Genomic DNA, 14,185 nt, shown 5'->3' on the forward strand with positions numbered 1-14,185 from the left:
CGCCCCGGCAAAACTTATCAGGCAATATTCAGATATTTGTGGGTTTGCATCGACAAACGCCAGTTACGCGCAATACAGGTATCAATACACAAACGCGTTGCATCTTCTTTCTGACTGATTGGCTGTAAGGCGATGATGCGTGGTTTTTCGTCGCTCAACGTGGCCAACAGTTCGTCCAGCGCTTCAATATCGCGAACGCGACCAACCGGATGTTTGATTTCATTCGCGCGCTCCAGCGCCTGCGACAGCACATCATAACCGCCGCGCATATTTACCTTCGGCGATACGGTCACCCAGGTATTCGGCGTACAGCGCACTTCATGGGTGCCGCTGGTTTCAATCTGGCAGCTAAAGCCGTTCTTTTCCAGCAGGTCAGTCAGCGGCATCAGGTCATGAATGCAGGGCTCACCACCGGTTATCACCACATGACGGGCGGTATAGCCCTGACGCTGAATAACAGCCAGCAGATCTTCACTGCTCGCCGCCCCCCATTTATCACTCTCTTTCGTCTTAGCCAGGATGCTGTACAGGGAGACTTCCCGATCCTCAAGCTTATCCCAGGTGTGTTTGGTATCGCACCAGGCACAGCCAACCGGGCATCCCTGTAAACGAATAAAAATGGCGGGGACGCCGGTAAAGTAACCCTCACCTTGCAGGGTCTGGAACATCTCGTTAATCGGGTACTGCATAGTCATCTCTGTTTAGGGTTATGGACGCGTATTATTGCAGATTTGCACGCTCAGGTCTTGCCCCCGGCTGCGCTGTCCCCTGAGTTAAAAATCATGAAACATGATCTCGTGTTTGCGCCTGCAATGATCGAATAGCTGTGATTTAATTTCATAGCTGTTCAGGCAGCGTTTTGATGTAACAAAATATTATTGATAATGACCTTATAAAAATAGTATAAATATTTTAAAAGTAAAATATTTCAAGCATGTACAAACGGAAACATGAAATTATGAATTTATTAGCATCACGCATAGTCAAATTCGATCCGCGATATCTTTTTATATTAGAATAGGCTTAAGAAACCTAAACTTACGCTAATTTTCCATTTAATCTCCGTTTAATTATCCGCGCCTAGAATCCAGTCAACCACCCCTAATGAGACTGCATTCATGAATACACTATTAATTACTGGCGCAACCGGTTTTTTGGGCGGAGCCGTTTTAGAAAACATTCTGAATCAGACAAATGGATTTAATCTGCTGCTTTTAGTTCGTGCCAGTAATGATGTATCTGCGCTGGAACGGATAAAGGAAAATCTGCGCAAATTCAATATTGCAGAAGAAAAACTGGCCACACTTAGCCCGCGGAATATCCTGTTGGGTGATTTAGTAGAACCTGAAGCGTTTCTTAACGACCCGCGTCTGGGCCAGGTTACTCATGTCATCAATTGCGCCGCCGTCGCCTCTTTTGGCAACAACCCGCTTATCTGGAAAGTCAATGTCGAAGGAACGCTGAAGTTCGCCCGGAGAATGGCCTGTGTCGGCAGCCTGCAGCGTTTTCTTCACGTTGGTACAGCAATGTCATGCTCCCCAGACCCCGATTCACTGGTGGCCGAAAGTGCAGAGTTTCGCGAGCGTGCTGAGCATCTGGTTGAGTATACGCACTCTAAATCCACGATAGAACGTCTGATGCAACAGGAATGCCCAACATTACCACTGGTTATCGCGCGGCCTTCGATCGTTGTTGGCCATACTCATCACGGCTGTAAACCCTCCAGCAGTATTTTCTGGGTATTCAGCATGGGTCTGATGCTACAAAAATTTATGTGTTCGATGGAAGACCGTATTGACGTGATCCCGGTTGATTATTGCGCCGATGCATTGCTGATGTTACTGAGCAGTCCACTTGCTCGCGGTGAAGTGGTGCACATCTCAGCAGGAGAAGAAAATAGCGTGAGGTTTGCAGATATTGATAACGCGATGGCATCTGCGCTGGAACAAGCTCCCGTCGGCAATAAATACGCACAGGTCAGCTATGAAACGCTGGTCCAAATGCGCCGTGAACTGAAGAATATTTTTGGCCCCTGCAACGAACGACTAATGCTGAAAGCCATGCGTCTTTACGGCGCGTTCGCAACGCTGAACGTGCGATTCAGCAATGATAAGCTGCTCAGCATGGGGATGCCGAAGCCGCCGCGTTTTACCGATTACATTGAGCGCTGTGTACAGACGACACGTGGGCTGACTATTCCACAGCAAATGGCAGTGGACTTTAAATAGGTTGCTATTGTGCAGGCAAAAAAATGCCAGCCCGAAGGCTGGCATTTTTAAATCAGAGAAAGAACAGGATTACGCCTGACCTTTGATCTCTTTACGACCGTTGTACGGAGCTTGTTCACCCAGAGCTTCTTCGATACGAATCAGCTGGTTGTACTTAGCAACGCGGTCAGAACGGCTCATAGAACCAGTTTTGATCTGGCCTGCAGCGGTACCAACAGCCAGGTCAGCGATGGTAGCATCTTCAGTTTCGCCAGAACGATGAGAGATGACAGCGGTGTAGCCAGCGTCTTTCGCCATTTTGATCGCAGCCAGAGTTTCGGTCAGAGAACCGATCTGGTTGAATTTGATCAGGATGGAGTTAACGATGCCTTTTTCGATGCCTTCTTTCAGGATCTTGGTGTTGGTTACGAACAGGTCGTCACCAACCAGCTGGATTTTGTCGCCCAGTACTTTAGTCTGGTATGCGAAACCATCCCAGTCAGACTCGTCCAGACCATCTTCGATGGACACGATCGGGTACTGTTTGGTCAGTTCTTCCAGGAAATGAGTGAATTCTTCGGAGGTGAATGCTTTGTTGCCTTCGCCAGCCAGAACGTATTTACCGTCTTTGTAGAATTCAGACGCTGCACAGTCCATCGCCAGAGTGATGTCTTTGCCCAGCTCGTAGCCAGCTGCTTTAACCGCTTCAGCGATTACCGCCAGAGCTTCAGCGTTGGAACCCAGGTTCGGCGCATAGCCGCCTTCGTCACCCACTGCAGTGTTCATACCTTTGGCTTTCAGAACTTTAGCCAGGTTGTGGAACACTTCAGAACCCATACGTACAGCTTCTTTCAGGGTTTTAGCGCCAACAGGCTGAATCATGAATTCCTGGATGTCGACGTTGTTGTCAGCGTGCTCACCACCGTTGATGATGTTCATCATCGGAACCGGCATGGAGTATTTGCCCGGAGTGCCGTTCAGTTCAGCGATGTGTGCATACAGCGGCAGGCCTTTAGCAGCAGCTGCTGCTTTGGCGTTCGCCAGGGACACAGCCAGGATGGCGTTTGCACCGAAGTTGGATTTGTTTTCAGTACCGTCCAGATCGATCATGATCTTGTCGATGCCAGCCTGATCTTTAGCATCTTTACCCAGCAGAGCCTGAGCAATCGGGCCGTTAACAGCTGCAACAGCTTTCAGTACGCCTTTACCCATGAAGCGGGATTTGTCGCCATCGCGCAGTTCCAGTGCTTCGCGGGAACCAGTAGAAGCACCTGACGGAGCTGCTGCCATACCAACGAAACCACCTTCCAGGTGTACTTCGGCTTCAACAGTCGGGTTACCACGGGAGTCGATGATTTCACGACCGATGATTTTAACGATTTTGGACATTAGGTTTTCCTCAGTACAAGTTAAACTAAAACTCCAGACAAACAATGCACCCTGATGGGTGCATTGCCGTTCTAACTTTTTACTTCTTACTTCGCCTGACGCTTCTGATGTTCACTGGCGGCTTTCACAAAGCCGGCGAACAGCGGGTGCCCATCACGTGGCGTGGAAGTAAATTCCGGGTGGAACTGACAGGCCACGAACCACGGATGATTCGGTACCTCAATGATCTCGACCAACTGATCATCACCGGAACGGCCTGCAACACGCAGACCCGCAGCTTCAATCTGTTTCAACAGCATATTGTTGACTTCGTAGCGGTGGCGATGGCGTTCAACAATTGTCGGCGTACCGTACAGTTGACGAACCAGACTCTCATCGCTCAACTGACACTGTTGCGCACCAAGACGCATTGTGCCGCCCAGATCGCTCTTCTCGGTACGGACTTCGACGTTGCCGTCTTCATCACGCCATTCAGTAATCAGGGCCACCACCGGGTACTTACAGTCTGGCACAAATTCTGTGGAGTTGGCGTTGTCCATTCCCACGACGTTACGAGCAAACTCAATCAACGCAACCTGCATACCCAGGCAAATACCCAGATAAGGAATATTGTTCTCACGCGCAAAGCGCGCTGTCGCGATTTTACCTTCAACACCACGGTAGCCGAAGCCGCCTGGGATCAGGATTGCATCAAGACCTTTCAGGATCTCAACGCCGCGCGTTTCGACATCTTGCGAATCAATCAGCTTGATGTTGACGGTGACACGATTCTTCAAGCCACCGTGCTTCAGCGCTTCGATAACTGACTTATAGGCATCCGGCAGTTCAATGTACTTGCCGACCATACCAATAGTCACTTCGCCTGCCGGATTCGCTTCTTCGTAGATAACCTGTTCCCATTCTGACAGATTCGCTTCCGGACAGTTCAAGCTGAATCGTTTACAAATATAATCGTCAAGGCCCTGAGATTTCAACAGGCCCGGAATTTTATAGATGGAATCGACATCTTTCAGAGAAATCACCGCTTTTTCCGGAACGTTACAGAACAATGCAATTTTTGCACGTTCATTAGCCGGAACTGCGCGATCGGAGCGACAAATCAGGATATCTGGCTGAATACCGATAGAAAGCAGCTCTTTTACCGAGTGCTGAGTCGGTTTAGTTTTGACTTCACCTGCCGCCGCCATGTACGGAACCAGCGTCAGATGCATAAACAACGTGTGCTCACGGCCAATTTCTACGGCCATCTGGCGAATCGCTTCAAGGAACGGCAGAGATTCGATATCCCCAACGGTTCCGCCGATTTCAACCAGAACAACATCATGACCTTCGCCGCCTTCCAGAACGCGTTCTTTAATGGCATTCGTGATGTGCGGGATAACCTGAACGGTCGCGCCCAGGTAGTCGCCACGGCGTTCTTTACGCAGAACGTCGGAGTAGATACGACCGGTGGTGAAGTTGTTACGGCGGCTCATTTTCGTACGAATGAAACGCTCATAGTGACCCAGGTCCAGGTCGGTTTCAGCGCCGTCTTCGGTAACGAACACTTCCCCGTGTTGGATAGGGCTCATAGTACCTGGATCGACGTTGATGTACGGATCCAGTTTCATCATGGTTACATTGAGGCCACGGGCTTCAAGAATGGCTGCCAGGGAGGCTGCGGCAATGCCTTTTCCCAGAGAGGATACGACCCCGCCGGTCACAAAAATATAGTTCGTTGTCATGCTGGACCTGAGAAGTTAGGGTGAAACGATGGAATTACCAAGACGGGAAAGTAGTATACCCGAACATGACGAGCGCCACAAACTTTCATTATTCCTCCTCTTCACCAGGCTCACATTAACATCGGGAGTGAGAAAATAGCCCCTTTGGGGTAAATGTTTTTGACGTAAATCAAGCGCTTGTTATTTAAAAAATCACACAAATCGCCCTTGACCGACGAAATCCCTTAGAGATCAATTTCCTGTCGTTTTACCTGTTGCCAGACTTCTTCCATTGTTTCCAGATCAACACCTGTCATTTCCAGACCGCGGGCAGCCACAATTCGCTCAACCTCACGAAAACGGCGCTCGAATTTTTCATTCGCTTTCTGCAAAGCAGTCTCTGCTTTAGTGCCTAAATGCCGGGCCATATTGACCGTGGCAAACAGCAGGTCGCCCATTTCCTCCTCCAGTTTAGCCTGGTCAACGACAGCCTGCTTCGCCTCGAACATGACTTCGTCAATCTCTTCGTAAACCTTGTCGACAACCGGCCCTAATGTTTTCCAGTCGAAGCCAACATTTGAGCAACGTTTCTGGATTTTCTGGGCGCGCATTAGTGCCGGTAAACTACGGGGAATATCGTCCAGCGCGGAATGTTGTGACTTCTCGGCACGTTCTTCGGTTTTGATTTGCTCCCAACGGGTTAGCACCTCGGTGCTGTTACTGGCAGAAACATCTGCGAAAACATGCGGGTGGCGGCGTTCAAGCTTATCGCTTATCGCAGCGCAGATATCATCAAAGTTGAAGCGCCCTTCTTCCTGTGCCATCTGGGCGTAAAACACCACCTGGAACAACAGATCGCCTAATTCACCACGCAGATCGTCGAAGTCTTCGCGCGCAATGGCATCAAGTACTTCATAGGTTTCTTCGAGGGTGTAAGGGGCAATAGTGGCGAATGTCTGCTCTTTATCCCACGGACAACCGTTTTCCGGGTCGCGCAGGCGCTGCATAATACCGAGCAGTCGATCGATTTGGTTCATTGGAATATCCTGAAATTTCAATATAGTAGACCGGATATGGCGACAGCCAACATCCGGCGATATAGCAATGCCTGATGGCAACGCTGACGCGTTGCCATCAGGCCTGCAAGATCATCCGGCCTACAAAATAATTAATTACCGTGCAGACGGCGTGCGTCGATCACATCCGGCACCTGGTTCAGCTTGCCGAGCACACGTCCGAGCACCTGCAGGTTGTAGATTTCGATGGTCATATCAATGGTGGCCAACTGTTGTTTGGTATCACTCCGGCTGGCAACCCCCAGCACGTTCACCTTTTCGTTGGCAAGAATCGTCGTGATATCACGTAACAAGCCGCTGCGATCGTTAGCCTGGACGCGAACCACCAGCGAATACCCTGCCGAGTAGCTTTCGCCCCAAACCGCGTCAACAATTCGTTCCGGCGCATGCGAGCGCAGTTCATTCAGCTGTTCGCAATCCGCCCGGTGGACGGAAATACCGCGTCCCTGGGTGATAAACCCGACAATCTCATCGCCAGGAATCGGCTGGCAGCACCGAGCGATGTGGTGCATCAGGTTACCCACCCCTTCAACCACCACGCGACCGTCGTCTTTTCGGCGACTCTGCGGCGCCTGCGTTTTCTGCTGAAGTTGTTTCAGCGCGGCGGCATCCTGTTCGGCAGCGCTTGGTTTATTAAACTGCGCCTGCAGGAAGTTCACCATCTGGTTGAGGCGGATGTCTCCTCCGCCAATCGCCGCCAGCAGCTCATCCAGCTCATTGAAGCTGTAGCGCGGCAGCAGATGTTTTTCCGCTTCTTTCAGGCTAATACCTAAATGCGCCAGCTCATCGTCGAGGATCTGGCGGCCCGCCAGGATGTTTTTGTCGCGATCCTGTTTACGGAACCAGGCGTGGATCTTCGAACGCCCACGACTGGTGGTTACGTAGCCAAGGTTAGGATTTAGCCAGTCACGACTTGGGTTTGGCTGTTTCTGAGTGATGATTTCAATTTGATCGCCCATCTGCAGCTGATAGGTAAACGGTACGATGCGCCCGCCAATTTTCGCGCCAATGCAACGATGCCCCACATCACTGTGAATGTGATAAGCAAAATCGAGCGGCGTTGAGCCCGCCGGTAAGTCCACAACATCGCCTTTTGGCGTAAAGACGTAAACTCTGTCATCAAAGACCTGGCTACGCACTTCATCCAGCATTTCACCGGAATCCGCCATCTCTTCCTGCCAGGCTATCAGTTTACGCAGCCACGCAATGCGGTCTTCATGACCAGAGCGCGCCGCGCCTGAAGCAGTACCTTCTTTGTACTTCCAGTGCGCGGCAACACCCAGCTCAGCATCTTCGTGCATCTGTTTGGTACGGATCTGGATTTCAATGGTTTTACCGCCAGGCCCCAGCACAACCGTATGGATTGACTGGTAACCGTTAGGCTTTGGATTGGCAACGTAGTCATCGAACTCATCAGGCAGATGGCGATAGTGAGTATGCACAATCCCCAGCGCGGCATAGCAATCCTGTAAACGCTCAGCCACGATACGCACCGCACGCACATCGAACAGTTCGTCAAAAGCCAGCTGCTTTTTCTGCATTTTGCGCCAGATGCTGTAGATGTGCTTCGGACGTCCGTAAACTTCGGCTTTGACGCCTTCCGTTTTCATCTCTGAGCGCAAATGACCGACGAATTCATCAATATAATGTTCCCTGTCGATACGACGTTCATGCAGCAGCTTGGCAATACGTTTGTATTCAGCCGGGTGCAGGTAACGGAAGCAGTAATCTTCCAGCTCCCATTTTAATTGCCCGATGCCTAATCGGTTGGCCAGCGGGGCATAGATATTGGTGCACTCTTTTGCTGCCAGTACGCGTTCATCTTCCGGTGCGTCTTTCACTTCTCGCAAATGGGCAATACGTTCCGCCAGCTTGATGACCACGCAGCGGAAGTCGTCGACCATTGCCAGCAGCATGCGACGAACGTTATCGACCTGCTCGGAAGAGACTGAATCGGTATGCGTGGCTTTAAGTTGGCGTATCGCCGCCATATCACGCACACCATGGATAAGGTTAACGATTGACGTGCCTACGCTCTCGCGCAGGATGTCTTCACTCACCACATTGGCATCCGCCAGAGGGAACAGCATCGCCGCTCGCAGCGTGTCGATATCCATGCTCAGCATGGAGAGTATTTCCACCATTTCGACGCCACGCCACAGCAGCAGATCCGCATCCGGATGCCCCTGTGTCTGCTGCAGGCAATACGCCCAGGTTTCGGCTAAGCGTTCACACGACTGCTGGCTGGAGATCCCAAGACTCGCGATCCATTTCTTAGGATCAAACTCACCAGCTTTATTTATATGTGCACTTCTTACCGCAACCATCGTCCTCTCCTTAAGGGGCATGGCCTGTCGAAGTCGACAAGCCGTACCCATTGTCTTTCACGTTGCATTACAACCCGAAATCCAATGGGTATAAAATTCATTACAAACGCTCAAACAGGACCATCGATTCCAGATGTCCAGTGTGCGGGAACATATCGAGCATCGCCAGTCGCCGAACGGTATATCCTGCATTGAGTAACGCTTCGCTGTCACGAGCCAGCGTAGCAGGATTACAGGATACATAAACAACGCGGCCAGGGTTTAACTTTATAATATGTTGCATCACGCCGGCAGCCCCCGCACGCGCAGGATCGAGCAATACTTTATCAAATCCGTTTTTTGCCCATGGTTGTTTGGTGACATCTTCTTCAAGGTTTTCATGAAAGAATGTCACATTGTGTAGTCCGTTATTCCGCGCATTTTCCCGGCCTTTTTCCACCAGCGCAGGGACACCTTCAACACCCACAACGCTCGCTGCTCGTACGGCCAACGGCAACGTAAAATTCCCCATACCACAGAACAAATCGAGCACCCGGTCCTCTCGCTGCACATCCAGCCATTCCAGCGCACAGGAAACCATTTTTTGGTTTACCCCTTCATTGACCTGGATAAAATCACGCGGGCTGAAGGTTAAACGTAGTCCATTTGAATCATACCAGGGCGATTCTTCTGAATTTGATTCCAGTATCTCGCTTTGCGGAGCCAGAAACAAAGACAGTCCCTGAGAATGCGAAAAGTGTTCCAGTTTTTCTTTATCCGCGGCACTCAATGGTGCGGTGTGGCGCAAAATCATCAGAGTTCCACTTCCAGCCTGCACCAATTCGACATGCCCCAAGTGACGCAGCCCCTGCAGACTCTGCAGGCATGCCCGAATTTCAGGCAGCAACGCCTCAAGTTGGGGCACCAAAATAGGGCATTGCTTCACATCAATAATGTCGCTGGAGCCGGACTTGCGAAATCCCATCTGCAATTGCTGCTCTTTCGAGCGATAGTTCAGACTTAAACGCGCGCGGCGTCGATAGCCCCACGGGGTATCGGCGATAACTTCTGTCACCTCACATTTCATTAAACGCGATAACGCTGCACTTTTGCTACGCTGCTGCAACGAGATGCTGGCGTGCTGCTGTTGACAGCCACCACAGACCCCAAAATGTGGACAACGTGGCACTTCACGTTCCGAACTGTCGTTTAAACGACGTTTGACTTGCGCGCGGGCGAACTGTTTTTTATCTTCAGTTATCACCACTTCTGCGCTTTCCTGAGGCAGCAATTCCGGTATAAACAGGGCTTTCCCGTTATGACGAGCAACGCCCTGACCAAAAGAATCAAGGTCATTGACGGTAACGGTTATGATCTGACGCGTCGTCACGCGTCGTTTTGCAGAGTAGAATTGCGCCATCGACGAGATATTTCTCTATTTAACAGTGTGACCCTAATTGTCCCATAACGGAACTCCATGACCAACTACAGCCTGCGCGCACGCATGATGATTCTGATCCTGGCCCCGACCGTCCTGATAGGTTTGCTGCTCAGTATCTTTTTTGTTGTGCATCGCTATAACGACTTGCAGCGTCAACTGGAAGATGCTGGTGCCAGCATCATCGAGCCACTCGCGGTTTCCAGCGAATACGGCATGAACTTGCAAAACCGGGAATCCATCGGCCAGCTTATCAGCGTGTTGCATCGTCGCCATTCCGATATTGTGCGGGCAATTTCCGTCTATGACGAAAATAACCAACTGTTCGTCACCTCCAACTTTCATCTTGATCCGTCAGAGATGCAATTGGCTACCGGATCGCCGTTTCCGCGAAAGCTGAGCGTAACCCGGCACGGGGATATCATGATCCTGCGTACCCCTATTATATCGGAAAGCTATTCACCTGATGAATCTGCCGTTAGCGATGCCAAAAACACCAAAAATATGTTGGGGTATGTGGCGCTTGAGCTGGACCTCAAGTCCGTGCGATTACAGCAGTACAAAGAGATCTTTATCTCCAGCGTCATGATGCTGTTTTGTATTGGCATTGCGTTAATTTTCGGCTGGCGTCTGATGCGCGACGTGACCGGACCAATTCGCAACATGGTGAATACCGTTGACCGAATACGTAGAGGTCAGCTCGATAGCCGCGTGGAAGGTTTCATGTTGGGCGAACTGGATATGCTGAAGAATGGCATCAACTCGATGGCAATGTCTCTCGCCGCCTACCATGAAGAGATGCAGCACAATATCGATCAGGCGACTTCAGATCTGCGCGAAACGCTGGAGCAGATGGAAATCCAAAACGTTGAGTTGGATCTGGCAAAGAAACGCGCCCAGGAAGCTGCACGTATTAAATCAGAGTTCCTGGCGAACATGTCTCATGAGCTACGTACACCGCTAAACGGTGTCATTGGCTTTACACGCCTGACACTGAAAACCGAGCTCAACACCACCCAGCGCGATCACCTGAATACAATTGAGCGCTCTGCTAACAACCTGCTTGCTATCATCAATGATGTGCTCGACTTCTCTAAACTGGAAGCGGGTAAACTGATTCTGGAAAGCATACCGTTCCCGCTGCGCAGCACACTGGATGACGTCGTAACGCTGTTAGCGCACTCCTCCCATGACAAAGGGCTGGAGCTAACACTGAATATTAAAAATGACGTTCCGGACAATGTGATTGGCGATCCGCTGCGCCTGCAACAGGTCATTACCAACCTGGTCGGCAATGCCATCAAATTTACTGAGAGCGGCAATATCGACATTCTGGTTGAAAAACGCGCGCTCAGTAACACCAAAGTCCAGATTGAAGTTCAAATCCGCGATACCGGTATTGGCATCCCGGAACGCGATCAGTCACGTCTGTTCCAGGCTTTCCGTCAGGCTGATGCCAGCATTTCGCGCCGTCACGGCGGTACCGGACTTGGCCTTGTGATCACACAAAAACTGGTCAATGAAATGGGTGGGGATATCTCGTTCCATAGCCAACCCAATCGCGGTTCCACTTTCTGGTTCCATATCAGTCTTGATCTCAATCCTAATGTTATCAGCGATCGTTCAACCACCCGCTGTCTGGCCGGAAAACGACTGGCTTACGTTGAACCAAATGCTACCGCCGCGCAATGCACGTTAGATATCTTGAGTGAAACGCCGCTGGAGGTGATTTACAGCCCTTCATTCTCTGCATTACCGGCAGAACACTACGATATCCTGCTACTTGGTGTCCCCGTCACTTTCCACGAGCCGCTCACCATGCAGCATAAACGTCTGGCAAGCGCAGCCGCAATGACCGATTTCCTGTTGCTGGCGCTGCCTTGCCATGCGCAGATTAACGCTGAAAAATTAAAGCAAGGCGGCGCGGCGGCATGTCTGTTAAAACCGCTCACCTCAACCCGATTACTGCCTGCGTTAACCGAATATTGCCACCTGAACCAGGGTGCAGAACGCCAGTTGTTAGATGAAAGCAAGATTGCGATGACCGTGATGGCGGTGGACGACAACCCGGCGAACCTGAAGCTTATCGGCGCATTACTTGAAGATAAGGTTCAGCACGTCGAGCTGTGCGACAGCGGGCAGCAGGCGGTGGACAGAGCCAAGCAAATGCAGTTTGATCTGATCCTGATGGATATTCAGATGCCAGACATGGACGGTATTCGTGCCTGCGAACTGATCCATCAGCTTCCACACCAGCAGCAGACACCGGTTATTGCGGTAACAGCACATGCCATGGCAGGGCAAAAAGAGAAGTTACTCAGCGCCGGAATGAATGACTACCTGGCTAAGCCGATTGAAGAAGATAAATTGCACAGTTTGCTGTTGCGCTATAAGCCCGGTGCCGGCACATCAGCCCGGGCTATCGTGGCGGCCCCCCCTGACCCCGTGGTCAACCCGAATACGACCCTCGACTGGCAACTGGCGTTGAGACAGGCTGCCGGTAAAAACGATCTGGCGCGGGATATGCTGCAAATGCTGATCGATTTCTTGCCTGAAGTCCGTAACAGAATTGAAGAGCAACTGGTGGGTGAAAACCCTGAAGGGTTGGTGGATTTGATTCATAAACTACACGGCAGCTGCGGTTACAGCGGGGTTCCCCGCATGAAAAACCTGTGCCTGCTTATTGAACAGCAGTTACGTAGCGGGACCAAAGAAGAAGATCTGGAACCAGAGTTTTTAGAGCTTCTTGATGAGATGGACAACGTCGGGCGAGAAGCGAAACGGATATTGGGGTGATATTCGCCGATGCGGCGTAAACACCTTATCCGGCCGACAGGTTTCGCTGTTTACCGTAGGCCCGATAGGCGTCGCGCCATCGGGCACATCGCCGGAGCGGCGTAAACGCCTTCTCCGACCTACAACTCAGCGTAATTGCTGCCCTGCTTTAAGCGTTGCGGCCACGTTTCGTGCCGTCATCCGCACATTTTCACTCGCATTATCCAGCGCCTCATCCAGCGTGCAAATGGTATAAATCACGCTAAAAACAGCATCAATTCCATGCTCATGCACCACGCCAACATCTGGCGTCAGGCTGCCTGCAATACCAATGACGGGCTTATTATATCGCTTTGCAACATTCGCTACGCCTACCGGGACTTTGCCATGGATCGTCTGACTGTCAATACGCCCTTCCCCGGTCACAACTAGGTCTGCATCCGCAACGCAGTCGTCGAGGTGTAACGCATCCGTCACGATCTCGATACCACGGCGTAGCTGCGCGCCGCAAAACGCATACAGTGCAGCTCCCATGCCTCCGGCAGCGCCTCCACCGGCCAGATCCAGCACGTTAACGTCCAGATCGCGGGCAATCAGTTGTGCATAGTGCGTCAGCGCATTATCCAGACGGGTGATCATCTCTGGCGTTGCCCCTTTTTGTGGACCAAATACTGCAGAAGCGCCCTCTTTACCGGTCAGCGGATTCGTGACATCACAGGCCACTTCGATACGACAGGTGGCAAGGCGCTTATCTAACGCTGAAATATCGATCCTGGTGAGCGCTTCCAGACCGATCCCGCCTTGTGCAATCTGGTTATTCTGTGCATCCAGCAATTTGGCGCCCAGTGCCTGCACCATACCGGCACCACCATCATTGGTCGCACTACCGCCAATCCCGATGATGATGTGTTCTACACCCGCATCCAGCGCATGGCGAATCAACTCTCCGGTCCCCCATGAGGTGGTTTTCAGCGGGTCGCGTAACCCTGCCGGAACTCGCTCTAACCCACTGGCGGCCGCCATCTCGATAAACGCTGAGCGCTCATCTCCTGATACCCCATAAAATGCCTGTACCTTACTTCCCAGGGGCCCCGTAACATCAACATGCACAAGGTGGCCCGCCGTAGCGGCAACCATCGCCTCGACCGTTCCTTCACCACCATCAGCGACCGGTATCTTTACGTAATCCGCATCAGGCCAGATCTCACGAAAACCCTGCTCAATGGCAGTTGCCACCTCAAGCGCACTCAAACTCTCTTTATAAGAATCCGGTGCAATTACTATTTTCATA

9 protein-coding genes are annotated in these 14,185 nt (G+C 51.3%); 2 read left to right on the plus strand and 7 right to left on the minus strand.

Annotation, left to right across the window (positions count from 1 at the left end; all coding sequences use genetic code 11):
* Positions 1-17 precede the first annotated feature (17 nt).
* The gene (gene queE / locus AL515_RS19415; protein ID WP_048213069.1) at positions 18-689 is read right to left on the minus strand and encodes a 7-carboxy-7-deazaguanine synthase QueE; all 672 of its coding nucleotides are present in this window, start codon (positions 687-689) and stop codon (positions 18-20) included.
* 429 nt (positions 690-1,118) lie between these two features.
* Here queE and AL515_RS19420 point away from each other — a divergent pair, with 429 nt between their 5' ends.
* A complete protein-coding gene (locus tag AL515_RS19420; RefSeq protein WP_048213070.1) occupies positions 1,119-2,228 on the plus strand; it encodes an SDR family oxidoreductase in 1,110 nt (369 codons plus the stop codon).
* A gap of 69 nt (positions 2,229-2,297) precedes the next feature.
* Here AL515_RS19420 and eno read toward each other — a convergent pair whose 3' ends face one another.
* From eno to rlmD, 5 genes are all read right to left on the minus strand, one after another.
* Positions 2,298-3,596: a phosphopyruvate hydratase gene (eno, locus tag AL515_RS19425; protein ID WP_003034129.1), complete on the minus strand. Its 1,299-nt coding sequence runs from the start codon at positions 3,594-3,596 to the stop codon at positions 2,298-2,300.
* Between the two features lie 86 nt (positions 3,597-3,682).
* A complete protein-coding gene (pyrG, locus tag AL515_RS19430; protein WP_005130912.1) occupies positions 3,683-5,320 on the minus strand; it encodes a glutamine hydrolyzing CTP synthase in 1,638 nt (545 codons plus the stop codon).
* 224 nt (positions 5,321-5,544) lie between these two features.
* Positions 5,545-6,336, minus strand: coding sequence for a nucleoside triphosphate pyrophosphohydrolase (mazG, locus tag AL515_RS19435; protein WP_048213071.1), 792 nt, complete (start codon positions 6,334-6,336; stop codon positions 5,545-5,547).
* 131 nt (positions 6,337-6,467) lie between these two features.
* Positions 6,468-8,702, minus strand: a complete 2,235-nt coding sequence (relA, locus tag AL515_RS19440) for a GTP diphosphokinase (protein WP_048213072.1) — start codon at positions 8,700-8,702, stop codon at positions 6,468-6,470.
* A gap of 100 nt (positions 8,703-8,802) precedes the next feature.
* The gene (gene rlmD / locus AL515_RS19445) at positions 8,803-10,101 is read right to left on the minus strand and encodes a 23S rRNA (uracil(1939)-C(5))-methyltransferase RlmD (protein WP_061068481.1); all 1,299 of its coding nucleotides are present in this window, start codon (positions 10,099-10,101) and stop codon (positions 8,803-8,805) included.
* Positions 10,102-10,158: 57 nt separating this feature from the next.
* Between rlmD and barA the strand changes: the two genes are divergently transcribed.
* Positions 10,159-12,915, plus strand: coding sequence for a two-component sensor histidine kinase BarA (gene barA, locus AL515_RS19450; protein WP_061068482.1), 2,757 nt, complete (start codon positions 10,159-10,161; stop codon positions 12,913-12,915).
* A gap of 126 nt (positions 12,916-13,041) precedes the next feature.
* On the opposite strand, the gene AL515_RS19455 is transcribed toward barA, so the two are convergent.
* Positions 13,042-14,184 (minus strand): glycerate kinase, encoded by a 1,143-nt coding sequence (locus tag AL515_RS19455; protein WP_061068483.1) that lies wholly within the window; start codon positions 14,182-14,184, stop codon positions 13,042-13,044.
* Between the last annotated feature and the right edge of the window lies 1 nt (position 14,185).

This window comes from Citrobacter sp. FDAARGOS_156, assembly GCF_001559235.2.
GTDB classification, from domain to species: domain Bacteria; phylum Pseudomonadota; class Gammaproteobacteria; order Enterobacterales; family Enterobacteriaceae; genus Citrobacter; species Citrobacter youngae.

Excerpts from the sequence above, each read along its gene's own strand:
- queE (WP_048213069.1), bottom strand. The coding sequence starts at position 689 with ATGCAGTACCCGATTAACGAGATGTTCCAGACCCTGCAAGGTGAGGGT.
- AL515_RS19420 (WP_048213070.1), top strand. The coding sequence starts at position 1,119 with ATGAATACACTATTAATTACTGGCGCAACCGGTTTTTTGGGCGGAGCC.
- eno (WP_003034129.1), bottom strand. The coding sequence starts at position 3,596 with ATGTCCAAAATCGTTAAAATCATCGGTCGTGAAATCATCGACTCCCGT.
- pyrG (WP_005130912.1), bottom strand. The coding sequence starts at position 5,320 with ATGACAACGAACTATATTTTTGTGACCGGCGGGGTCGTATCCTCTCTG.
- mazG (WP_048213071.1), bottom strand. The coding sequence starts at position 6,336 with ATGAACCAAATCGATCGACTGCTCGGTATTATGCAGCGCCTGCGCGAC.
- relA (WP_048213072.1), bottom strand. The coding sequence starts at position 8,702 with ATGGTTGCGGTAAGAAGTGCACATATAAATAAAGCTGGTGAGTTTGAT.
- rlmD (WP_061068481.1), bottom strand. The coding sequence starts at position 10,101 with ATGGCGCAATTCTACTCTGCAAAACGACGCGTGACGACGCGTCAGATC.
- barA (WP_061068482.1), top strand. The coding sequence starts at position 10,159 with ATGACCAACTACAGCCTGCGCGCACGCATGATGATTCTGATCCTGGCC.
- AL515_RS19455 (WP_061068483.1), bottom strand. The coding sequence starts at position 14,184 with ATGAAAATAGTAATTGCACCGGATTCTTATAAAGAGAGTTTGAGTGCG.